This window comes from Mycobacterium sp. NTMscope_MAC_269 (assembly GCF_976985695.1).
Genome location: NZ_OZ335668.1, coordinates 5,018,407 through 5,039,433, shown reverse-complemented (window position 1 = coordinate 5,039,433; position 21,027 = coordinate 5,018,407). Strand labels below are relative to the sequence as shown.

The 21,027-nt window shown below is 66.2% G+C and carries 24 protein-coding genes and 1 tRNA gene; 13 read left to right on the top strand and 12 right to left on the bottom strand.

Annotation, left to right across the window (positions count from 1 at the left end; translation table 11 throughout):
• Window positions 1-64: 64 nt before the first annotated feature.
• From ACZ50Z_RS23930 to ACZ50Z_RS23910, 5 genes are all read left to right on the top strand, one after another.
• On the top strand, window positions 65-538 hold the full coding sequence (locus tag ACZ50Z_RS23930; RefSeq protein ID WP_464485774.1) for a TM2 domain-containing protein: 474 nt from the start codon (window positions 65-67) through the stop codon (window positions 536-538).
• Window positions 539-780: 242 nt separating this feature from the next.
• Entirely contained in the window at window positions 781-1,914 is a 1,134-nt protein-coding gene (locus ACZ50Z_RS23925; protein WP_464485773.1) for a cellulase family glycosylhydrolase, read from the top strand.
• 137 nt (window positions 1,915-2,051) lie between these two features.
• Window positions 2,052-3,542: a putative alpha/beta hydrolase gene (locus ACZ50Z_RS23920; RefSeq protein WP_464485772.1), complete on the top strand. Its 1,491-nt coding sequence runs from the start codon at window positions 2,052-2,054 to the stop codon at window positions 3,540-3,542.
• Between the two features lie 733 nt (window positions 3,543-4,275).
• On the top strand, window positions 4,276-4,779 hold the full coding sequence (locus ACZ50Z_RS23915; protein WP_464485771.1) for a hypothetical protein: 504 nt from the start codon (window positions 4,276-4,278) through the stop codon (window positions 4,777-4,779).
• A gap of 110 nt (window positions 4,780-4,889) precedes the next feature.
• Window positions 4,890-5,366 (top strand): hypothetical protein, encoded by a 477-nt coding sequence (locus ACZ50Z_RS23910; RefSeq protein ID WP_464486381.1) that lies wholly within the window; start codon window positions 4,890-4,892, stop codon window positions 5,364-5,366.
• A 39-nt stretch (window positions 5,367-5,405) separates the two neighbouring features.
• Here the strand turns inward: ACZ50Z_RS23910 and ACZ50Z_RS23905 are convergent, their stop codons facing one another.
• The 5 genes from ACZ50Z_RS23905 to ACZ50Z_RS23885 all read right to left on the bottom strand — a co-directional run bounded on the left by ACZ50Z_RS23905 (window position 5,406) and on the right by ACZ50Z_RS23885 (window position 8,227).
• A complete protein-coding gene (locus tag ACZ50Z_RS23905) occupies window positions 5,406-5,879 on the bottom strand; it encodes a CAP domain-containing protein (protein ID WP_464486380.1) in 474 nt (157 codons plus the stop codon).
• 131 nt (window positions 5,880-6,010) lie between these two features.
• Entirely contained in the window at window positions 6,011-7,015 is a 1,005-nt protein-coding gene (locus ACZ50Z_RS23900) for a glycoside hydrolase family 6 protein (protein ID WP_464485770.1), read from the bottom strand.
• Between the two features lie 119 nt (window positions 7,016-7,134).
• A tRNA-Ser gene (locus ACZ50Z_RS23895) sits at window positions 7,135-7,224 on the bottom strand.
• A 29-nt stretch (window positions 7,225-7,253) separates the two neighbouring features.
• Entirely contained in the window at window positions 7,254-7,709 is a 456-nt protein-coding gene (locus ACZ50Z_RS23890; protein ID WP_464485769.1) for a nucleoside deaminase, read from the bottom strand.
• Window positions 7,706-8,227, bottom strand: a complete 522-nt coding sequence (locus ACZ50Z_RS23885; protein WP_464485768.1) for a tRNA adenosine deaminase-associated protein — start codon at window positions 8,225-8,227, stop codon at window positions 7,706-7,708. Before ACZ50Z_RS23885 ends, ACZ50Z_RS23890 begins: the two co-directional genes overlap by 4 nt.
• A gap of 129 nt (window positions 8,228-8,356) precedes the next feature.
• Here ACZ50Z_RS23885 and ACZ50Z_RS23880 point away from each other — a divergent pair, with 129 nt between their 5' ends.
• On the top strand, window positions 8,357-9,301 hold the full coding sequence (locus tag ACZ50Z_RS23880; RefSeq protein ID WP_464486379.1) for a prephenate dehydrogenase: 945 nt from the start codon (window positions 8,357-8,359) through the stop codon (window positions 9,299-9,301).
• On the opposite strand, the gene ACZ50Z_RS23875 is transcribed toward ACZ50Z_RS23880, so the two are convergent.
• Genes ACZ50Z_RS23875 through ACZ50Z_RS23855 form a run of 5 tightly spaced genes read right to left on the bottom strand, consistent with a single transcriptional unit; the run spans window position 9,264 to window position 13,306 of the window.
• Window positions 9,264-9,863: a putative glycolipid-binding domain-containing protein gene (locus ACZ50Z_RS23875; protein WP_464485767.1), complete on the bottom strand. Its 600-nt coding sequence runs from the start codon at window positions 9,861-9,863 to the stop codon at window positions 9,264-9,266. The two genes, ACZ50Z_RS23880 and ACZ50Z_RS23875, sit on opposite strands and share 38 nt — an antisense overlap.
• Window positions 9,864-10,580: an ABC transporter permease gene (locus ACZ50Z_RS23870; RefSeq protein WP_464485766.1), complete on the bottom strand. Its 717-nt coding sequence runs from the start codon at window positions 10,578-10,580 to the stop codon at window positions 9,864-9,866.
• Window positions 10,577-11,263: an ABC transporter permease gene (locus ACZ50Z_RS23865; RefSeq protein ID WP_464485765.1), complete on the bottom strand. Its 687-nt coding sequence runs from the start codon at window positions 11,261-11,263 to the stop codon at window positions 10,577-10,579. The genes ACZ50Z_RS23870 and ACZ50Z_RS23865 overlap by 4 nt, the downstream gene beginning before the upstream one ends.
• Window positions 11,263-12,357, bottom strand: coding sequence for an ABC transporter ATP-binding protein (locus ACZ50Z_RS23860; protein WP_464485764.1), 1,095 nt, complete (start codon window positions 12,355-12,357; stop codon window positions 11,263-11,265). The genes ACZ50Z_RS23865 and ACZ50Z_RS23860 overlap by 1 nt, the downstream gene beginning before the upstream one ends.
• Window position 12,358: 1 nt before the next feature.
• On the bottom strand, window positions 12,359-13,306 hold the full coding sequence (locus ACZ50Z_RS23855; RefSeq protein WP_464485763.1) for an ABC transporter substrate-binding protein: 948 nt from the start codon (window positions 13,304-13,306) through the stop codon (window positions 12,359-12,361).
• Between the two features lie 99 nt (window positions 13,307-13,405).
• Between ACZ50Z_RS23855 and ACZ50Z_RS23850 the strand changes: the two genes are divergently transcribed.
• Window positions 13,406-13,756 carry a LapA family protein gene (locus ACZ50Z_RS23850; RefSeq protein WP_464485762.1) on the top strand — a complete coding sequence of 117 codons (351 nt, stop codon included), beginning with the start codon at window positions 13,406-13,408 and terminating at the stop codon, window positions 13,754-13,756.
• Here the strand turns inward: ACZ50Z_RS23850 and ACZ50Z_RS23845 are convergent.
• The gene (locus ACZ50Z_RS23845) at window positions 13,753-14,805 is read right to left on the bottom strand and encodes a phosphotransferase family protein (RefSeq protein WP_464485761.1); all 1,053 of its coding nucleotides are present in this window, start codon (window positions 14,803-14,805) and stop codon (window positions 13,753-13,755) included. The genes ACZ50Z_RS23850 and ACZ50Z_RS23845 overlap by 4 nt on opposite strands.
• A gap of 65 nt (window positions 14,806-14,870) precedes the next feature.
• A complete protein-coding gene (locus tag ACZ50Z_RS23840) occupies window positions 14,871-15,509 on the bottom strand; it encodes a histidine phosphatase family protein (RefSeq protein ID WP_464485760.1) in 639 nt (212 codons plus the stop codon).
• 74 nt (window positions 15,510-15,583) lie between these two features.
• Here ACZ50Z_RS23840 and ACZ50Z_RS23835 point away from each other — a divergent pair, with 74 nt between their 5' ends.
• The 6 genes from ACZ50Z_RS23835 to ACZ50Z_RS23810 are packed head-to-tail and all read left to right on the top strand — an operon-like array spanning window position 15,584 to window position 21,015.
• The gene (locus tag ACZ50Z_RS23835; protein WP_464485759.1) at window positions 15,584-16,252 is read left to right on the top strand and encodes a class I SAM-dependent methyltransferase; all 669 of its coding nucleotides are present in this window, start codon (window positions 15,584-15,586) and stop codon (window positions 16,250-16,252) included.
• Window positions 16,253-16,304: 52 nt separating this feature from the next.
• On the top strand, window positions 16,305-17,372 hold the full coding sequence (locus ACZ50Z_RS23830) for a phosphotransferase family protein (RefSeq protein ID WP_464485758.1): 1,068 nt from the start codon (window positions 16,305-16,307) through the stop codon (window positions 17,370-17,372).
• A gap of 1 nt (window position 17,373) precedes the next feature.
• The gene (locus ACZ50Z_RS23825; protein ID WP_464485757.1) at window positions 17,374-18,138 is read left to right on the top strand and encodes an SDR family NAD(P)-dependent oxidoreductase; all 765 of its coding nucleotides are present in this window, start codon (window positions 17,374-17,376) and stop codon (window positions 18,136-18,138) included.
• 18 nt (window positions 18,139-18,156) lie between these two features.
• Window positions 18,157-19,440 (top strand): acyl-CoA dehydrogenase family protein, encoded by a 1,284-nt coding sequence (locus ACZ50Z_RS23820; RefSeq protein ID WP_464485756.1) that lies wholly within the window; start codon window positions 18,157-18,159, stop codon window positions 19,438-19,440.
• Window positions 19,421-20,044, top strand: a complete 624-nt coding sequence (locus tag ACZ50Z_RS23815) for a TetR/AcrR family transcriptional regulator (RefSeq protein WP_464485755.1) — start codon at window positions 19,421-19,423, stop codon at window positions 20,042-20,044. The genes ACZ50Z_RS23820 and ACZ50Z_RS23815 overlap by 20 nt, the downstream gene beginning before the upstream one ends.
• Window positions 20,044-21,015, top strand: coding sequence for an NADPH:quinone oxidoreductase family protein (locus ACZ50Z_RS23810; protein ID WP_464485754.1), 972 nt, complete (start codon window positions 20,044-20,046; stop codon window positions 21,013-21,015). Before ACZ50Z_RS23815 ends, ACZ50Z_RS23810 begins: the two co-directional genes overlap by 1 nt.
• The last annotated feature ends 12 nt before the right edge of the window (window positions 21,016-21,027 follow it).

Sequence of the window (21,027 nt, the reverse complement as noted above, 5' to 3'; positions counted from 1 at the left end):
CCCACGGAGGCCGTTGTGGAGGCCGTTGTGGACGGCCCGACCTCGGGCGTGTTAACTCGAATCGATGTCGACGCCGCCCCCACCGCCCGGAAATCCCTCCGATGAGCCACCGTGGGGATGGCAGCCACCCGGTTACGGTCCACAGCCGAATCCGCCCGGCCCGCCGCCACCGCCGGGCTATCCGGGCCCGCAGGCTTATCCCGGGTATCCGGGCTATGGCGGGTATCCGGGATACGTCGACCCGCAGGCGCCGTTTGGCCGCGATCCGATTACCGGACTGCCGCTGTCGGACAAGTCCGCCACCACCGCCGGCCTGCTTCAGCTCTTCCTCGGCATGTTCGGCGTCGGTCGCTTTTACATCGACGCGACTCAGATCGCGGTGGCGCAGCTCTGCGTGGGGCTGTTCGGAATTGTCTTCAGCCTGTTTTGTTTTCTGGGGTTTCCCGTCCTGCTCGGCAGCATCATCTGGGCGATCGTCGACGCGATCTTGATATTCACCGGCAGCGTCAAGGACAACCACGGCCGCAAGCTGCGCTAGGGCAGTGTCGGATTCGTTGTCCGACAACGTGTTTGACGCATAGCTGGGCTAATTTTAACCTGGCCGGCATTCACGGCGGCCCGGGGCGCGCCGGTTGCGATGGTTACGGATTGGTCACGATGTCCAGTGGATGCCAACTTTTCGCGGCGCCGATGACCGACCGGCAACAATTGTTATCTCAAGCTCTCGCGACGCGCTGAGCAAATCCCGGGGAAATCGCCCCGGAAACTTATCGTCACATCGTGGAACGACGAACGGCCCTGAAACTCCCCCTGCTGCTGGCGGCGGGCGCCGCAGTTGCCCGGGCCCCCCGGGCCTCCGCGGAGGAAGCGGGCCGGTGGGCCGCCGACCGCGCCAACCGGTGGTATCAAGCGCAGGGCTGGCTCGTCGGAGCAAACTACATTCCCGCCAGCGCCATCAACCAGTTCGAGATGTTTCAGGCTGACACCTTCGACCCGCGGCGCATCGACACCGAGCTCGGCTGGGCTCAGTTCTACGGACACAACACTGCGCGGGTCTTCCTCCACGATCAGCTCTGGGCCGCCGATCAGCGTGGATTCCAAACGCGCCTAGGGCAATTCGTCGACATCGCGGCCCGTCATCGCATCAAACCGCTGTTCGTCTTCTTCGACTCCTGCTGGGATCCGCAACCCCGCGCGGGTCGACAGCGCGCACCGCGCCCCGGTGTGCACAACTCGGGCTGGGCGCAAAGCCCGGGCGCCGAACGCCTCGGCGACCCCCGCTACGTCCCGGTGATGCGCGACTACGTCACCGCGGTGATGACCCAATTCCGCAACGACAACCGGGTTTTGGGGTGGGACCTCTGGAACGAACCCGACAACCCTGCGAACCAATACCGCAAAACCGAACGAAGCGACAAGGAGCAACTGGTCACCGACCTGCTCCCCCAGGTGTTTCGGTGGGCGCGCGCGGTCGATCCCAGCCAGCCGCTCACGAGTGGGGTGTGGCGCGGCGACTGGGGACAACCCCAGGGCCGCAGCGCAATCAGCGACATCCAGCTCGCCAACTCCGACGTGGTGACCTTTCACTCCTACGCTGAGCCCGCCGGGTTCGAGTCGCGGATCAACGAGCTGACCCCGTTGGGCCGGCCGATCCTGTGCACGGAATACATGGCTCGGCCCCGGGGCAGCACCGTCCAGAGCATCCTGCCCGTCGCGAAGCGCCACAATGTCGGCGCCATCAACTGGGGCCTGGTCGCCGGCAAGACCCAGACCTACTTTCCCTGGGATTCCTGGGACCATCCGTACACCACGGTTCCGAAGGTGTGGTTCCACGACTTGATCCGGCCCGAGGGACGTCCGTTCCAAGACATCGAGGTGCTGACCGTCCGGAAGCTGGCCGGCAGCCAGGCCTGACAAGCAGGGGCGGGCCAATCGTCCTGCCTGGGCTTTGACCATTCAACGATCGCCGTTGCGCTGCCAGTAGTAGCGTTTATGCCAGCTCAGAAGGGGGCGGCGATGATCGTCGGTGTTGGCCATCTGCCCGCGACGCCATGACGCTGTCAAACCTGAGCGAAGCCGAACTGATCGCGTCGGCCGGCGGCGATCCGTGGGCGATCAACCAGAGCTTGCAGGCGGGTAATCCATACCAGATCGACCGTTTGGCGGAGGCCTTTCATAACGCAGGCCGGTGCACCGCTGCGGCCAGCGAGGAGTTTGCACAGGCACGGAAGCGCTTCGACGCGGCCTGGACCCACCAGGAAGGTCCCCACCCGATCAACGAGTCCGAAGAGGTACAGCAGGTAACCAGAGCATTGGGCTACCAGTCCGAGCAGTTGCCAAAGATAGGTCTTGATTTGGAAAACGTCGCGACGGCCTTAGCTGCGGCGCAAAGGGCAGGCGCCGACGAAATTGCGGCGTTGGATCACCAGCTACACGTGCTCGACGTATTGATCGGCGCGGCGAAGAAGGATTTGACGCTAGCCCTCCCCGCGAACGAACGCGACAAACTGGAGAAACTGATTGACGACGCTCACGCCGATGCCGTGGACGACGTTCGAGATGCTCTCAAGCAGATGCAGATGATCCGCGGCTTGTATACCGATGTTTTGGACGCGTCGCGGGGAACGTTGGCTCGAGACGGATATGACCCTTCCCTCATATGGGGTGTCGACGGTCACCAACCTCAACGCCCCGCTCCGCATGGCGCAGGACCGAGTATTGATGGCCCAGCCACGCCACCAAAGATGGAGGGTCAGAACACCGGGGATCAGGACGACTTAGATGTCACGATCCCCGGGACGGGGATCGCTCTCGGTGGGGACGGCAAACATGGATTTCCGCATATCCATGTTCCCGGCGTATATGACGGGAAGAACCCGTTGCCGGTTCCCCAAGACAGTCGGCCACTTCCGACCGGTACCGCCATAGGGCCGAACGGCGAGCAGTATGCGTTCTACGCGATCGTGCCCTACCACAACCCGGACGGAAGTCCGAACAAAAGCTACACATCTCCCGATACGGTTGTTGTGGATCTGCGCCATCCCGAGACGCCCTTGTACACCTTGCATGGCATCTCACAGGCCAGCGGAGCTTATGACGCGCAATCGGGCCGCATGGTCATCCTCGGAAACACGCCCGACAGACAACGTGCGCTGTGGCAATCGGCCCCGGTTAGCCAGAACCGCACGTGGGGAAACTCGTTGCAGCAGCAAGGAACATTTACCGGCCCTATGAACGGGAATCGTGAGAGCCAAATCGTTGCATTACCCAAGGGCGGAATGATGGTAGTTGGCGCGGGCGAAACTCCGTGGCACCAAACCTTGCCGATCCAGGCCGTAACCGCAAGCACCCCACAAGGATTGTTGACCGCCACACCGACGGCACTCGTAAGTCCAAAAGATTTGCCGCAAGTCTACGGGCCGACAATCACCGGCATACAAGAGATCAACGGCAAGGAAGTGATTTCGATGCGGGTCAGCACTTATGGTGACGGCCATTACGACCCGCGCACCTATACAACGACGTTTACAGTCACCCCCTGATTTGAGGAGGATTCGAATGCGCGCTGCCGCAAGTGTGGCCAAGCGGTCATTGGCCGTAATGACGGCCTTGGCGTCCATGTCGTGTACGTCGGCGCCCCAACATGCCGCCGCACAACCGCCCGGCTTCCCCGACCTCGGCGAGTTCGCACCTGTCCCAGTCGAGGGGTACATCGAACCGCCTGAGAAAGGCCCGTCGTTCGCGTACTTTTCGACTCCTTACAACATTGCGTGCTTCTTCGAGGCAAGCGAGGTTATACCAGCGTGGTCCGGGCAAGGGATCACTTGCAACGGCGAGTTTCCGGGAATGGACAACGGATCATGCGTTGTTGGCAGAGCAGCGGCGGCGGGTATGGGGCCGGCCTACGGGTTGATTCGGACGGGCGAAGCGTGTGGCGCGCAATTCTCGCACGGGAAGCTTTTGAATGTCGGACAGAAGGTGACCGCCCTAAATGCGACATGTGCAGTAGGGTCAGACCACCTCGTCGCATGCCTGGACACCACACGCGGCCAGCACGGATTCGTGCTCAAACCCTCTGGCAGCATGGCGTTTTAAGCGCGACGGGACTGCGTCGAATGATCCCGGAGTGTAAACCGGGCTTCGATTTTGTGGAGATTTCTTGCACCGTCCCGATCAATGCTGGATGATTGGAAACTATTGTCATCCAGCCGAATCCAAGCTAGTGGTCGAGGTACCGTTCGGCACCAGGGTCCAATTTGAACCGATGGGGACGATATGCGAGTCAAGAACTTCACCGCGATCGCCGCAATCATCGGCGCTTTTCTGGTGGGACCGGGCGCAGCCCATGCGGACGCTCCGCAGTTTCCTGATCTCAGCAGCTATACGCCAGTCAATGCCACGGACTATAGAGTTGACGCATCCACCCCAGGTATATCGGCTACCCAGGTGTTTTTTCTGACTCCTGATGCCATCGTCTGCAGCTTTTTGTTAGGTCAAGCGCAGTGCACGGTAAATAATCTTCCTGGAATCCCGCCGGCTTCACCTGCATCCCGCGGGTCGCAGCGCGTGAATTGGATTGGCACCATGTCACGCTTACAACAAATCACGCCCTCGGGTCCCACACCAAACGGCGTTAAAACGCTTCCTCCGTCTCACACCATCACCGTCGACGGCATCATCTGCGGGGTCGATAAGTCAGGCACGACCGCATGCAAAGATCCGCAAGGCCGCGGCTTCGTGCTGTCGCCGCATGGCTCCGGTTGGCTGCCCCACGTGTGATTAACGTCTACGCGACCCGTTTAGCCGTCAGACTCTTGGTACCAAGGAGGGCTTACGTGCGTACCGTCGTCAATTCAGCCGCGGTGTCGCTGGCCGTCATGTTCGCTGGGATGTGTACGTCTTATACGGCAGCAGATGCCGACCCTCCCAGTTTTCCCGACCTAAGCGGATATGTATCCGTGAATGTCAAAGATTACGGCATTTCCATTTCCAACCCCGGACAGCCGCCTGACCAGACGGTCTATTTCCTCACTCCAGATGGCGTCATCTGCAGCTTTATTTCCAATGAAGCACTGTGTAGGGGTAATAATTTGCCCGCGATACCGCCAGCGCCGTCAAATCCCGCCGCCGGAATCACCGGAGTGAACTGGATAGGGACAACATCGGGCCTAAAGCAGACGAACGAGGGCGAACAATCCAAGGTAATTGGCCGACAACCGACCAAAACACTTCTGCCGTTCCATTCAATCACCGTGGACGGCGTGATCTGTGGGGTCGATAACTCAGGCATGACCGCATGCAAAGACCCCCAGGGTCGCGGCTTTGTGCTGTCGCCGCATGGTTCGGGTTGGCTGCCGCACGTGTGATTGCCGGCCGAAATCCGAAACCGCTTGATGTGAAAGCGTTTACGAAGCCGCAAAGTCACCGACGACGGTCATTTTGTTGCCGTCCCGTGCGGTGGCAAAGCCGCCTGCGTTGAAGGCGCAATTCAGGATGATCGCCCGGTGCGGGGGACTTTGCATCCACATGTCCAGGGCCTCACGGGGATTCGCGGCGGATCCGGTGCCCCAGAAGACGATTTCACCCGTGGAGCGGCTCCGATAGCCCGCCTGCGCGATCCGCGCCTGCGGCGACGAGCCGTCCGAGCCGATGTGTCCGCTGACCCCGCTGCGCAGCATGTCGTCGGCGTGCCGCTGGGCCGCTTCCGTCAAACGCGGGTCGTCGCTGATCGGCCCGCATCCCTGGCGAAGCTGATTGATGCCGCTGTACACCGCGGTCCCCGCATCGTCGGCGTGCGCAACGGGCCCAGCTGCACCGGAAACAGTCATGAAGGCAGTGCAGATCGAGAGGACCGCGAGAAACCGAACTTTCCTCGTCATGTTTGCCTCGTACCGCATACTGGCTTTATCTGTTTTCGATAACGAAATGTTACCCACTTGCAACCATCAAAGGTCGCGAATCCCAGATCCGTTCGGCGGCCGCCGTCGGCGCGGCTAAGCCAAAGACCCTGCTAGTGGCCGCTATTGCGGGCCAGGTCGATGGCGTACTGATTGACAAAGTTGCCGGCCGGCGGATCACCCTTGCCGCACGTTCCGTCGGACTCGCCGGGACGCTTGATCCACAGGTAGGCGTCGGCGTGCGCGCCCGCGGTGGAGGCGGTGGGCGGAGTGCCCAGCGCCCGACCGCTGGGGTTGCACCAGTTGAGCTCGGAATCGGGCGCAGGTCCGGCACCGTTGCGCGACGTGTCGATTACGTAGTGCGAGCCATTTGTGAGACCGGAAATCGCCTCGCCGTAACCGATTTCGTCCTCGGTGGTGAAGAAGTTCGCGGTGTTGACGCTGAAGCCCCGCGCGTGGCCGACGCCGGCCTGGTTGAGCCGGGCGGCCATGTCCTCGGCACTGTGCCAGCGCAGGTGACCCGCGTCGACGTATACGGCCGCGTTCGGATCCTTTGTCAGCGTGTCGACGGCGTAGTGAATCAGGTCGAACCGTTCCTGGCGCTGATCACCTGAAAGGCAGTCGGCCATCGCGAGCGCATCGGGTTCAACGACGATCGCCACCCGCGAGGTGCCCACACCGCCGGCGATGCCATCGATCCAGCTTCGGTAATCGGCGCCCGATCCCATGCCGCCCGCAGCGAAGCTGCCGCAGTCGCGATGGGGGATCCCATAAATCGTCAGGACGGGAATGGCGCCGGCAACGGCTGCGTCGCCGACGTACTTCCCGACCGTTCCTGCGGACCCGCCCGGGACGATCCAGTACGCCTGCGGGGTATTGGCGACCGCGGTCAACTCGGCACTCGGCGGATCGGCGCGTTGCGCGGCGCGCATGGCCGCAGACGTGGGGTTGACGTAGAACGGCGCCCCGTCCAACGGGTTGCCATCGGCGACCAACCGCACCGTCGGGGCGGGACGGACCGGCACCGGGTCGCAGACAAGGCCGATGCCGGTGACGGCCGTGATCGTCAGGAAGGGAGTGATCCATCGTGCGACTGCACGAGCAGCTGAAAACGTCACCTCAGGAAAATTAGTGGGTCGAACCATCGAGCGCCAACGAGGGTGGCGAGCGATCGGCGCGCGCACGATCGGTGCATCGTGAGAGCACGATCTACCTGCGACGGGGCGCCGGTAGTTTTTGGCGGTGGCGGAGGGATTTGAACCCTCGGACGGTTTTAGCCGTCACACGCTTTCGAGGCGTGCTCCTTAGGCCGCTCGGACACGCCACCGCCGAGCAGCTTACCGAACGGCACGCGTCTCACCCCAATCGCTGGCGGGCGAAGAACGCCTCCAGCGGCGCCGCGCACTCCTGTGCCAGCACGCCGCCGCGCACTTCGGGGCGGTGATTGAGCCGCCGGTCACGGACCACGTCCCACAGCGATCCGACCGCCCCCGTCTTGGGTTCCCAGGCGCCGAACACCAGCCGGCCGATGCGCGAGAGCACCAGCGCGCCCGCACACATGGTGCACGGTTCGACGGTGACGGCCAGCGTGGCACCCTCGAGCCGCCACCCGTCCCCGAGCACCTCGGCGGCCGCGCGCAGCGCGAGGATCTCGGCGTGGGCCGTCGGGTCGCCCAGGGCCTCGCGGGCGTTCACGGCGCGCGCCAGCTCGGTTCCGTCGGCGCCGATCACGACCGCACCGATGGGCACATCACGGGGACCCGCCGTCGCGGCAACCGACAGTGCGGAGCGGATCAGCTCTTCGTCGATCACCGACCGAGGCGGTCGATCACCGCCGACAGCTGATCGGCGAAGCCCATCTCGCGGGCGATGCGGCCCAACTGCTCGTCGGCGTACAGGTCGGTCTCGTCGAGGATGACCCCCAAGACCGCCTCGGGCAGCCCGATGTCGGACAGCAGGCCCAGGTCGCCCTCTTCGAAGGGATCGGAATCCTCGAGGTCGTCGGGATCGATATCGGCGTCGAGCTTGTCGAGCACTTCCGCGGCGATGTCGTAGTCCAGCGCGGCGGTGGCATCCGAGAGCAACAGGCGCGTCCCCGACGGTGCGGGCCGCACGATGACGAAGAATTCGTCGTCCACGTCGAGCAGGCCGAAGACCGCGCCGGCGCTGCGCAATTCACGCAGCTCCGTCTCGGCCGCCGACAGGCTCGTCAGCGACTTACGGGCCATCGGAGCGCAGCGCCACTGTCCCTCCTCGCGCACGACCGCGACGCCGAAGCCGTCCGGCGTATCCGCGGACAGGCCCTGGGCAGAGGCCCGTGTTGCTCCCATGGCCGCTTACGGTAGTCCCTGACCAGGCCCCTGACCAGATGGAGCCTGGTAGGGGCGACGGCTGACCGCACCGTTTGCGAGCGGATGTGCCAACCTTGAAATGTGACGAGCCCTTCTTCTAAGACACCGGTGTGTGTGCTCGGGCTGGGGCTGATCGGCGGCTCGATCATGCGGGCCGCCACGGCAGCGGGTCGTGAAGTCTTCGGCTACAACCGCTCGGTGGAGGGAGCGCAGGCCGCGTCCGCCGACGGCTTCGACGCCACCACGGATCTGACCGCGACCCTGACTCGCGCCGCGGGCTCCGACGCGTTGATCGTGCTCGCCGTCCCGATGCCGGCGATGGCGGGCATGCTCGCCCACATCAGGGACACGGCCCCGTCGTGCCCGTTGACCGACGTCACCAGCGTCAAAAAGGCGGTGCTCGACGAGGTCGCCGCGGCCGGCCTGCAGGAACGGTTCGTCGGGGGCCACCCGATGGCGGGTACCGCGCACTCGGGTTGGACCGCCGGCCACGCCGGGTTGTTCACCGGGGCGCCGTGGGTGGTGAGTGTCGACGATCATGTCGACCCGACGGTCTGGTCGATGGTGATGACGTTGGCGCTCGACTGCGGTGCGGTGGTGGTGCCGGCCCGATCCGACGAACACGACGCCGCCGCGGCCGCCATCTCGCATCTGCCCCACCTGCTCGCCGAGGCGCTGGCGGTCGTCGCCGGAGACGTCCCGTTGGCGTTCGCCTTGGCCGCCGGGTCGTTCCGTGACGGGACCCGGGTAGCCGCCACCGCCCCCGATCTGGTGCGGGCGATGTGCGAGGGCAACTGCGACCAACTGGTTCCGACGGCCGACCGTGTCATCGAACTGCTGAGTCGCGCGCGCGAATCCCTGGCCCACCACAACTCGGTCGCCGACCTCATCGAAGCGGGCCACGCCGCGCGAACGCGTTACGACAGCTTCCCGCGCTCCGACATCTTCCACGTCGTCGTCGGCGCCGAGAATTGGCGTCAGGAATTGGCCGCGGCCGGCCGCGCGGGCGGGGTGATCAGATCCGCTCTGCCAAGCCTGGATAGTCGACGATGAATCCTTCGTGGTCGACGCTGACGGTGGTATCGGCGATCGGGGTGTGCACCTTGATCTCGCCGCGACGGCCCGCGCTGCTGTAGCTCACCGTGTCCGCGGTGATGGACATCTCCGGCACGTTCACATAGACGACGGGCAGCGTGACCGACGCCGCCTGCTCCTGAAGGCCGAGGCGCCGGATCGGCAGGGCGTTGAAGAAAGGGCTGAACTCCACGTCGATGTCGAGGGCGCCGTTGTAGGCCGCGCGGTGCTCGCCCTGGTGGTCGGTGACCAACCACATGTTCTCTTCGTCGCGGGCAAAGGAGAAGACGCGCTCGCGCTCGGCCAGGGTGACGGTCATGCCGAGCCGCTTGGTGGCACCGGCTTCATCGGTCAGCAGGTCGTAGTAGGCGCCGAAAGCCGGGTTGGCGTCGGTGGCGGCCGCGACGATGCGGCCGTTGGCCTTGATTCTGTTGCCGGACACCTGGAGTCGCACGGATTCCATCCGGGAGACGTCCTGTGCACGCCAGGTGAGCATCGCCTGCCATACGCGGCGAGACGGATCGGAGGGGGCTGCGTTCACTCATCTACCGTAAGACGTCCCCGCGAACCGCTGCGGAAGTGTCCGGGAAGTGCGTCGCAGCCGACCGGTGCCCGGCACCGACGCCCACACCAGCAACGCCAGCAGCCCGTCGAGCACCAGCGCCAATGCGGCCACCATCAGCGCGCCTACCAGGGCCAGGTGGAACTCGCGTTCCTTGATCCCGTCGATCAGGTATCGCCCCAGACCGCCGAGGCTGGCATAGGCGGCCACCGTCGCGGTGGCGACCACCTGCAGGGTCGCGTTGCGCAATCCGCCCAGCATCAACGGCATCGCATTGGGCACCTCGACGCGCAGCAGCACCTGGCCCTCGGTCATGCCCATCGCCCGGGCGGCGTCGACGACCGTCGGGTCTACGTTGGCGATCCCCGCATACGTGCCGGCCAACAGCGCCGGCACGCCCAGCAGCATCAGGGCCACCAGCGACGGTCCCAGCCCCAGCCCGAACAACAGCGTCCCGAACAGGAGCACGCCCAGCGTCGGCAGCGAGCGCAGCCCGTTGACGGCGCCCACCACGAACAGGGTGCCGCGGCCGGTGTGCCCGATGACGAGCCCGACGGGAACGGCGATCAGCGCCGAGGCGCAAACCGCGATGGCGGTGTATTCGAGGTGCTCGAGGATGCGGGCCGCAAGCCCTACCGGCCCGGTCCAGTTGTCTGCGGTCAACACATAGGAGATCGCCCGGTCTACGAAGTTCACCGCGCGCCACCCACGACGGGAGCGACGACCGAGCGGCGACCGGTCCCGCCTACGGCCCGGACCCAGGGCGTGGCCAGCCGGCCGGCGAACACGATGAGCACGTCGATGACGACCGCCAGCGCGAACAGCGCGATGATGCCCGCCAGGATCTGATCGCTCTTGTCGGTTTGATACCCCTGGGTGAACCAGCTGCCGAGCCCGCCGATGCCGATAACCGAGCCGACCGAGACCATCGCAATGTTGGTCACCACCACCACCCGTAGACCGGCGACCAGGACCGGAACCGCAAGCGGCAGATCGACTTTCATGATCCGTGTGATCGGCGGGTAGCCGACCGCGACGGCGGCGTCACGCGTCTGTGCCGGGACCGCGTCCAGCGCCTCGAGCACCGCGCGCACCAGCAGCGCTGCGGTATAGGCCGTCAAGGCGACGATCACGTTGGCCTCGTCGAGGATGCGCGTTCCGATGATCATCGGCAACACCACGAACAGCGCCAGCGACGGGATGGTGAACACGACACTGGCGGCCGCCGTCGTCAACCCGCGGGCAATGCGGGTGCGCTGGACCAGCAATCCCAGCGGCAGCGCGATCGCCAACCCGATCACCACCGGCACCAACGACAGCCGCAGGTGCACGATCATCAGCCCCCAGGCGTCGTCGAGATGGGTGAGCAGGTAGTGCATTAGCGGCTCCCCCGTTGGGATTCCACCGCGGCCAAGACGTCGGCGGCCAAGACCCCGCCGATCACCTTGCCGCCGTCGTCGACGGCGATGCCGACCCCCGACGGCGACGACAGCGCGGCGTCGAGCGCCTGGCTCAGATTGCCCCGCGGCCGAAACAGCGAGCCCGCGCCGCTCATGCACTCCGGCAACGGTGTGCCGTCGCGGTGGCGGCGCGCGCCGTCGGCATCGATCCAGCCCAGCGGCGCTCCGGAGTCGTCGACCACGACGGCCCATCCGTCGGAAAGCCCGGTCCCGGACAGAGTTTCGGTCTTAATCTGGGCGACGTCGTGCAGCGGCAGTCCGGCCGCGTCAAGGCGTTGCAACCACCGATAGCCGCGGCCCAGACCGATGAACCTCGACACGAAGTCATTTGCCGGTCGCGACAGCAGCCGAGCCGGCTCGTCGTACTGCTGTAGCGATCCGCCCTTGAATACCGCCACCCGTTCGCCGAGCCGCAGCGCCTCGTCGATGTCGTGCGTGACGAAGACGATCGTCTTGTGCAATTCGCTTTGCAGTCGCAGTATTTCGTTCTGCAGGTCGTGCCGGACCACTGGGTCGACGGCGGAGAATGGCTCGTCCATCAGCAAGATCGGGGGATCGGCGGCCAGGGCGCGCGCGACGCCGACCCGTTGCTGTTCGCCACCGGAGAGCTGCGCGGGGTAGCGGCGCGCGAGCTTGACGTCCAGCCCGACGCGCTCGAGAACCTCGTAGGCGGCTTTGCGGGCGGCGCGGCGCGACTGCCCCCGCAGCACCGGAACCGTTGCCACATTGTCGATCACCCGCTGGTGGGGCATCAGCCCCGCATGCTGGATGACGTAGCCGATTCCGAGGCGCAGCTTCACCGGGTCTCGGGTGGAGACGTCGATTCCGTCGATCGCGATGGTGCCCGACGTCGGCTCGATCATCCTGTTGATCATGCGCAGGGCCGTGGTCTTGCCGCTGCCGGAGGACCCGACGAACACGGTCAGCTTCCCACTGGGAACGGCCAGGTTGAGGCGGTCCACTGCGGTGGTTCCGTCGTCGAAGACCTTGCTGACCTCTTCGAAGGTGATCACGTCATCCTCCGATCGGGTGGTTGAAGCCGTTGTCTCGTATCCAGTTCCGGGCCGCCTCGTCGGGATCGAGGCCCGAGTTTCCCGACACCGCCGCGTTGAGTTCGGCAACGCCGGAGGTGGTCAGCTTCGCTGACACCGCGTCCAGCACATCTTTGAGCAGGTCCGACCTTTTCTGCGAATTGACCAGCGGCACAATGTTTCCCGCCAGGAAGTTGTGCTCCGGGTCGTCGAGCACCACCAGGTGGTCCTGCGGTATCGCCGGTGAGGTGGTGAAAACGTTGGCGGCGTTCACCCGTCCGTCGACCAGGGCGCGCACGGTGACCGCGCCGCCGCCGTCGTCGATGGCGACGAAGTTGCCCGGGCGGACGTCGAGTCCGTATTTCTGCCGCAGCCCCGGCAGCCCGGCCGGCCTGGTCGCGAACGCCGACGGCGCCCCGAATCTCACCTCGGCCGAATGTGCGGTCAAGTCGGCGATGGTCTTCAGGTTCCACGCGTTCGCCGTCTGACTGGTCACGCTGACGGTGTCCGTGTCGGTCGCGGGTGCCGGCGTCAGGATCGACAGGTCGCCCGGCAGGCGCCGGTAGAGCTCCAGCTCGACGGCGTCGAGCGTGGTGGCCTCCGATTGCGGCGCGAAATACAGCAGCAGGTTGCCGATGTATTCGGGCACCAGATCAATGGAATGGTCCTTGAGCGCAGGGATATACGTCTCCCGGCTGCCGATCCCCATCCGCCTTCCGATGTCAAACCCGTTGGCCTGCAATGCTTGTGCATAAATCTCGGCGATGATCTGCGATTCCGGAAAGTCCCCGGAGCCGACGACGATGGACGTGGGGCTGCGGACCTGCGTTCCCAGCGGGTCGGAATTGCTGCACGCCGCAACGACGCACATCGTCGTCAGCAGCACTGCCGCGCGCGCGATCACGCCGTGCAGGCGCGGCGGTTGCGTCATACCGCCGACCCTAACGCCCGAAGCGGGCGCACGCTGGCCTGCGAGGATCGGTTGCGCGAATCGGTTTCATTCTGGGCCGGATCGGGCAAAGATGACACTATGAGCAGCCACAACCCTGCGTCGCCCGGACAGCCGTCCCCCAAGCCCACCCACGGGGACAAGACCGGCGCCTCCACGAAGGAACCCGCTATCGGGTTCACGCGCGCCGGTGCGCTGTGGTCGTCGCTGATCGCCGGCTTCGTGATCCTGATTCTGTTGCTGATCTTCATCACCCAGAACACGGTGCCGACGGACTTTCGGTTCTTGGGCTGGCATTGGAGCCTGCCCCTGGGTGTGGCGATCTTGCTGGCCGCCGTCGTCGGCGGGCTGATCACGGTGGCGGTCGGCACCGCACGGATCTTGCAGCTACGCCGCGCGGCGAAAAAGCACCACGCGGCCACGGCCCGCTAGCCGGGCAGCTTCGCCAGTTCGGCCAGGCCGCGGGAGATCAGCGGCGCCACCACCTCGGGCGCGTGCTCGGCGGCGTCGCCCATGCCACGCGCCTGATCCGACATCCGGCGGCGGAAGTCGATGCCCGCGGCGATGATCGCGAGTTTGAAATACGCCAGCGCCATATAGAACTCCCAGTGCGCCAGCGGTAAACCGGCCACCAAGGAATAGCGGTCGGCCAGCTCGTCGGCCGTCGGCAGCAGCGGTGATGTCCATGCGGCCTGCGCGTTGACGATCAGGTCCAGGGCAGGATCGCGGTACACGCACATCAGGGCCGCGTCGGACAGCGGGTCCCCCAGCGTCGAGAGCTCCCAGTCCACCACGGCCCGAACCTTTGTCGGGTCGTCGGCGTCCAGGATGGTGTTGTCGATCCGGTAGTCGCCATGCACGATCGACGTGCGGCTCTGCTGCGGAATCGCCTCGCCCAGACCGGAATGCAGCCGCTCCACGTCGGCGTCGCGCCGATCCTCCGGCAACCGCACCAGCGCCCACTGGGAACCCCATCGCCGCACCTGGCGCTCCAGATACCCGCTGGGCTTGCCGAAGTCGGCCAGGCCGACGGCGTTGGGATCGACAGTGTGGAGGTCGACGAGAACCCGGATCAGCGAGTCGACGCACCCTCCGATGACGGTGTGGCTGAACGATTCGAGTTGGGCGCGGCGGCGCACCACCTGGCCGGCAACGAATTCGACGATCTGGAACGGGGCGCCCAGCACCGAATCGTCTTCGCACAACCCGATCGTGCGCGCCACGGGAACCGGTGTGTCCTGCAGCGCGGCAACCACCCGGTACTCGCGGGCCATGTCGTGCGCCGACGGCGTCAACCCGTGCAGCGGCGGCCGGCGCACCAGCCAGCTGGTCGCGTCGTCGTAGACGCGGAACGTCAGGTTGGAGCGGCCACCGGAAATGAACTCCCCGCGCAACTCGCCGTCGCGCCCGATCCCGAGTGAACGCAGGTAGGAATCCAGCGAGGCCAGGTCGAGCCCCTCGAGTTGGTCAGCTGAGGTCACCGAACTTGTCTACCATCGCCGGCCGCGACGTGGTTCACCACCTGCGATTTGCCCGCAGCCCCGGTTCAGGCCGTCCCGCGGCCCGCGTCGTCGTCGAGCAGCCTCTGGTTTCGCGGCAACAGATCCCAGACGTGCTCGGTGGTGTTGACCGCGGCCACGGTCGCCTGACCGGACCGGGAGAACAACAGTCGCGTGACCGACGCGTAGTCGACGGGAAAGGACAACAGTCGCGCCGTCCCGAGGATCTCGTGCAGCAGCACGTTGATCACCCCGCCGTGGCTGAACACCGCCACGGTGTCCTCGGGATCGGCGCTCGCGACGAGGCCGTCGACCGCGGAGCGCACCCGGGCACGAAACGCGTCCTCGTCGACCGCGCTGGGCAAATGCCCCTGGGCCAGGCGCGCCCACTCCTCGGGCATTTCCGCGCGGATCTGCTCGACGGGGATGTACACCGGAAGGTCGCGGTCGTATTCGGCGAAGCGGTCGTCGATCTCGACGCGCAGCCCGCGGTCCGCCGCGACCGGTTCGGCGGTCTGGATGGCGCGGCGCTGCGGGCTGCTCACCACCCGCGAGATCGGAAACCTGGCGAGCGCCTTGGGGAGTCGGTCGATCTGAGCCAGCCCTTCCTCCGACAGGTCCGGATCGGAACCTTGGCCGTGTTCGCTGCGCAGTGGCAGCGCGTGCCGGACCAGAAGCACTTGCATAATTCTTCCTGTCGTTCGATGGTGGCAGCGCCAGTTTCTCATCGCGCCCGCGCGGCCGATCTCGAGGAGCCCCGATGACCGAACCGGACAGGGATTGGGACGCCGCCTACCGGCAGGCGGCCCCGCCGCCGTGGAGCATCGGCCGGCCCCAGCCCGAGCTGGCGCGCCTGGTCGATCAGGGCAAGGTGCGCAGCGAGGTGCTGGACTCCGGCTGCGGTCATGCCGCGCTTTCGCTGGCGCTCGCGGCGCGCGGCTACACCGTCGTCGGGCTCGACGCCAGCGCGACGGCGGTCCGGGAGGCGGCCGCCGCGGCCGCGGCGCAAGGTCTGAGCACCGCGAGCTTCGCGCAGGCCGACGTCACCAACTTTCGTGGTTATGACGGCCGCTTCTCCACCATCCTGGACAGCGGGCTGTTCCACGCGCTGCCGCCGGAGCGGCGCCAGGATTACGTGCGGTCCATTTTTCTGGCCGCGGCGCCGGGAGCGGCTTTACACATCCTGGCCTTCGCGGCCGGGGCATTGGACCAGGCTCACCAGGACCGGCCGGGCCCGCCGGGCTTCACCGAAACCGAGTTGCACGACGCGGTCTCAACGCTGTGGCAGGTCGATGACATCCGCGTGGCCAAGGTCTACGGCAACGACGATGCCCCCGGGTCGCCGGGGAACCCGCTGGCACACCTCGAGCATGACGGCGAGGGCCACTTCATGGCGCCCGGATTCCTGCTGAGCGCCCGCAAGCCGTGACCCTTCGCGGTGGAGAATGTTATTCTCCGCACGGAGATTGGGGTGTGCGCAGATGGCTGAGCAGGTGGACGGCGGCGAATCGGGACTGGATGCGGACGTCCTCGCCCGTTGGCTGGACGCGAACGACGCACCGGGCGGTGGCGAACGGCCGCGGCTGACCCAGCTGAAGGGCGGCTCGCAGAACACGCTCTATCTGCTCGAGCGCGGCGGGCAGCGGATGGTGCTGCGGATGCCCGGCGCCCGGGCGGATGCGGCCCGCATCGACGGCCTGCTGCGCGAGATCCGGCTGGTGCGGGCGCTGTCCGGTACCGATGTGCCGCACGCGGGGCTGATCGCCGCCGACGACACCGGCACCGTGCTCGGCATGCCGTTCTACGTCATGCAGGCGGTCGACGGCTGGAGCCCGATGGACGGCGGATGGCCGGCGCCGTTCGACACCGATCTGGCCGCCCGGCGCGGTCTGGCGTTCCAACTGGTCGAGGGCGCCGCCAAACTCGGCCGGGTGGACTGGCGCGCGCAGGGGCTCGAGGGCTTCGGCCGCCCCGACGGCTTCCACGAACGGCAGGTTGACCGCTGGCTGTCGTTTCTCGGCGCCTACAAGGTGCGCGAGCTGCCGGGCCTCGACGAGGCCTCGGACTGGTTGCGCCGCAACCGCCCGGCGCAGTACCGGGCGGGCATCATGCACGGCGACTATCAGTTCGCCAACGTGATGTTCGCCCACGGGGAGCCGGCGCGCCTGGCCGCGATCGTGGACTGGGAGATGACGACGGTCGGCGATCCGCTGCTCGACCTGGCGTGGTGCCTGCTGGGCTATGACGGCGAAAAGCCGCGCGAAGACGGGTTTTATCTCGACATGCGCGGCATGCCCTCGCGCAGCGAGCTGTTGGAGCACTACGAATCCGTCAGTGGGTCGTCGACCGAGAACATCGATTACTACTTGGTGTTGGCCAACTGGAAGCTCGGCATCGTGCTAGAGAAGACGTATGCCGCCGGCGTGCGCACCGGATCGCAAAAAGGAGGAGTCGATCCCAAGATCACCGATGCGTTCGGGCCGATGATCCTTGCGCTCATCGCCACTGCGGCCGACCTCGCCCGAGCCCTACCAACCAAAGGGTCCTGAAATGGGTTATGCCGATCAGCTTTTCGATCTGACCGACCGGGTCGTCCTGATCACCGGCGGCAGCCGCGGGTTGGGGCGCGAAATGGCGTTCGGCGCGGCGCGCTGTGGCGCGGACGTCGTGATCGCCAGCCGCAACATGGACAACTGCGTCTCCACCGCCCAACAGATCGAGGCCGAGACCGGCCGTTGCGCCCTGCCGTATCAGGTGCACGTGGGCCGTTGGGATCAGCTCGACGGCTTGGTCGACGCGACGTACGAGCGGTTCGGCAAGGTCGACACGCTGATCAACAACGCGGGCATGTCGCCGCTGTACGACAAGCTCACCGACGTGACCGAGAAGCTGTTCGACGCCGTGGTCAACCTCAACCTGAAGGGCCCCTTCCGCTTGTCGGCGTTGGTGGGTGAGCGGATGGCGGCGGCGGGCCGGGGTTCGATCATCAACGTGAGCACGGCCGGATCGCTGCGCCCGACGCCGGACATCATTCCCTACGCGGCGTCCAAGGCCGGGCTCAACGCCATGACCGAGGCGCTGGCGAAGGGTTTCGGGCCGGCGGTGCGGGTCAACACGCTGATGGCCGGGCCATTTCTCACCGACGTGAGCAAGGCGTGGAACCTGGATGCGGCCAAGGGCAATATGTTCGGCCATCTCTCGTTGCAGCGCGCCGGCGACCCACGTGAAATCGTCGGCGCGGCACTGTTTTTGGCGTCCGATGCATCCAGTTTCACCACCGGCTCGATTTTGCGGGCCGACGGCGGGATTCCTTAGCGAGCAGGAGGTTGCGCGATGTCCTGGGATTTTTCTACCGAACCGGAGTTCGAGGAGAAGCTCGAGTGGATCCGCGGCTTCGTCCGTGACGAGGTGGAACCGCTGGAGGTGCTGTTTTCAGGCTGCGAGTTTCTGCCGTTGAACGACGAGCGCCGCCGCATTGTCGATCCGCTCAAGCAGCAGGTGCGCGACAAAGGTTTGTGGGCACCGCATCTGGGTCCCGAACTGGGCGGGCAGGGCTTCGGCGCGGTCAAGCTGACGTTGATCAACGAGATACTGGGCCGCAGCCCGTGGGCGCCGATCGTGTTCGGAACGCAAGCGCCCGATACCGGCAACGCCGAGATCATCGCCCGCTTCGGAACCCAGGAGCAGAAGGACCGCTACCTGGCGGGGCTGCTGTCCGGGGAGATCTTCTCGTGCTTCTCGATGACCGAACCCCAGGGCGGGGCCGACCCACGGGTGTTCACCACCCGCGCGGTCCGGGACGGGAACGACTGGGTGATCACCGGCCGAAAGTACTTCTCCTCCAACGCCTCCGTCGCCTCCTTCTTCATCGTCGTCGCGATCACCGATCCCGACGTACCGGTGCATACCGGCGCATCGACGTTCCTGGTTCCGGCCGGCACCGAGGGACTGGTCCTGGAGGCCAATCACCATCTGGTCGGCGCGGATCCGCACGAGCCGGGGCATTCGCTGGTCCATTACGACGACGTGCGAGTGCCGGCCGACGCCCTGCTCGGCGAGCCCGGGCAGGGCTTCCTGATCCTGCAGACCCGGCTGGCCGGCGGCAGGCTGCACCACGCGATGCGGTCCATTGGGATGGCGCAGCGTGCGGTCGAGATCATGTCGCGACGGGCGAAAAGCCGCTTCACCCAAGGCAGCCTGCTGGCCGACAAACAGCTCGTGCAGGAGTTCGTCGCCGATTCCTACACCGATTTGATCCCGTTCCGGCTGACGGTTTTGCACGCCGCCTGGCTGATCGATCAGGGCGACGAGCGCGGCGCCCGCGCGGAGATCGCCGCCTGCAAGATCCTCGCCTCCCAGGTGCTCAAATCGATTGCCCTGCGGGCCATCCAGGTGCACGGCGCGCTCGGGCTCACCGACCAACTGCCGCTGGTCAACGTGTTGCTCGGCGGCATCGCGCTCGGCCTGGCAGACGGTCCGACCGAGGCGCACAAGGTCAACCTGGCGCGCATGTTACTCAAGGGCTATGAGCCCGAAGAAGGCGACTGGCCCAGCGAAATGCTCGACGTGCGGCGCGCGGCGGCACGCGCCAAATACGGTGAGCTCGTTGACCTCTAACAGGGTGACCGCCGCGGTCGAGCGAGCGCTGGATGAGCGTCAGCGGGAGGCCACCGAGGAGGTCGAACGCATCCTGGCCGCGGCGGTGCGCGTCATGGAACGCGTGGCGCCCGAGCCGCCCCGGGTCAGCGACATCGTCGCCGAGGCGGGTTCGTCGAACAAGGCGTTCTACCGCTACTTCGCCGGCAAGGACGACCTCATCCTGGCCGTCATGGAGCGCGGGGTGGGCATCGTCGTGTCCTACCTCGAACACCAGATGGCCAAGGAGTCCAGCTCGCACGATAAGGTCGCGCGATGGATCGAGGGCACGCTGGCGCAGGTGGCCGACCCACACCTGAACAGCATGACCCGAGCGGCGGCCGGCCAAATGTCGGCCGGGACCAGTTGGCGCGCGGCCGACCAGGAAATGATGCGGCCGCTTCGCGAGCTGCTCGTCGAACCCGTTGCGGCGCTGGGCAGTAGCGACGTCGAGCGCGACGTCGAGGCGGTGTTCAGCTGCACGGCGGCGACCCTGCGCCGCTATGTGGGCTCGGCGCAGGAGCCGGGACCAGACGACATCGCACACGTGGTGCGGTTCTGTTTACGTGGACTGGGGGCCAATTGATGCGCGCGGTGATCTGCCGTTCCTATGGCACGCCCGAAGACCTGGTCATCGACGACGTGCCCGACCCCGTCCCGGCGCCCGGGCAGCTGCTGGTGCGGGTGCGCGCGGCCGCGGTCAACTTCCCCGACGTGCTGTTCATCGCCGGCAAGTACCAGGTGAAGATCCCCCCACCGTTCATCCCCGGCAACGAGATCGCCGGCGAAGTCATCGCCGCCGGCGAAGGCGCGCCGTTCCGTCCGGGGCAGCGCGTATCCGGAACCACCTTCGGTGCGTTCGCCGAACAGGCGCTGCTCGACGCCAGTCAGGCGGAGCCCGTGCCCGACGACGCCGACTTCGCGTCGGCCGCAGCCTTCGGCGTGACCTACCGCACCGCCTATCACGCGCTGCGCTCGACCGCCGCTGTCGCGCGGGGAGATTGGGTCGTCGTCCTCGGCGCCGCGGGCGGCGTGGGCCTGGCCGCCGTCGACCTGGCGGTGGCGATGAACGCACGCGTGCTGGCCGCGGCGTCGAGTCCGGACAAACTGGAGCTGTGCCGGCAGCGCGGCGCCGAGGCGACTGTCGACTACGACCGGGAGGACCTGAAGTCGCGGATCCGTGAACTCACCGGGGACAGCGCCCGGGTCGTCCTGGACCCGGTCGGTGGATCGTATTCGGAACCGGCGCTGCGCGGACTCGCGCGGGGCGGCACCTTTGTCACGCTGGGGTACGCGGCGGGTACGATCCCGGCCATTCCGCTCAATCTCATTCTGCTCAAAGACATCTGCGTGCGGGGAATGGAGATCCGCACCTTCATGAGCGACTACCCCGACGACGCCGTCCGCGACTTGACGGAGTTGTCGCAGATGTTCGCCGCCGGTACGGTCCGCCCGTACATCGGCGCGCGATTCCCGCTGTCGCAGACCGCCGCCGCATTGCGGCATGTTGCCGACCGCAAGGTGCTGGGCAAGGTGGTGATCGACGTCTCGCCCTAGCACCGCGAGCCG

Coding starts and splice junctions, on each gene's coding strand:
- ACZ50Z_RS23830 (WP_464485758.1), top strand. CDS start 16,305: ATGGCTGAGCAGGTGGACGGCGGCGAATCGGGACTGGATGCGGACGTC.
- ACZ50Z_RS23820 (WP_464485756.1), top strand. CDS start 18,157: ATGTCCTGGGATTTTTCTACCGAACCGGAGTTCGAGGAGAAGCTCGAG.
- ACZ50Z_RS23855 (WP_464485763.1), bottom strand. CDS start 13,306: ATGACGCAACCGCCGCGCCTGCACGGCGTGATCGCGCGCGCGGCAGTG.
- ACZ50Z_RS23825 (WP_464485757.1), top strand. CDS start 17,374: ATGGGTTATGCCGATCAGCTTTTCGATCTGACCGACCGGGTCGTCCTG.
- ACZ50Z_RS23865 (WP_464485765.1), bottom strand. CDS start 11,263: ATGCACTACCTGCTCACCCATCTCGACGACGCCTGGGGGCTGATGATC.
- ACZ50Z_RS23840 (WP_464485760.1), bottom strand. CDS start 15,509: ATGCAAGTGCTTCTGGTCCGGCACGCGCTGCCACTGCGCAGCGAACAC.
- ACZ50Z_RS23885 (WP_464485768.1), bottom strand. CDS start 8,227: ATGGGAGCAACACGGGCCTCTGCCCAGGGCCTGTCCGCGGATACGCCG.
- ACZ50Z_RS23915 (WP_464485771.1), top strand. CDS start 4,276: ATGCGAGTCAAGAACTTCACCGCGATCGCCGCAATCATCGGCGCTTTT.
- ACZ50Z_RS23810 (WP_464485754.1), top strand. CDS start 20,044: ATGCGCGCGGTGATCTGCCGTTCCTATGGCACGCCCGAAGACCTGGTC.
- ACZ50Z_RS23930 (WP_464485774.1), top strand. CDS start 65: ATGTCGACGCCGCCCCCACCGCCCGGAAATCCCTCCGATGAGCCACCG.
- ACZ50Z_RS23835 (WP_464485759.1), top strand. CDS start 15,584: ATGACCGAACCGGACAGGGATTGGGACGCCGCCTACCGGCAGGCGGCC.
- ACZ50Z_RS23910 (WP_464486381.1), top strand. CDS start 4,890: ATGTGTACGTCTTATACGGCAGCAGATGCCGACCCTCCCAGTTTTCCC.
- ACZ50Z_RS23920 (WP_464485772.1), top strand. CDS start 2,052: ATGACGCTGTCAAACCTGAGCGAAGCCGAACTGATCGCGTCGGCCGGC.
- ACZ50Z_RS23905 (WP_464486380.1), bottom strand. CDS start 5,879: ATGACGAGGAAAGTTCGGTTTCTCGCGGTCCTCTCGATCTGCACTGCC.
- ACZ50Z_RS23850 (WP_464485762.1), top strand. CDS start 13,406: ATGAGCAGCCACAACCCTGCGTCGCCCGGACAGCCGTCCCCCAAGCCC.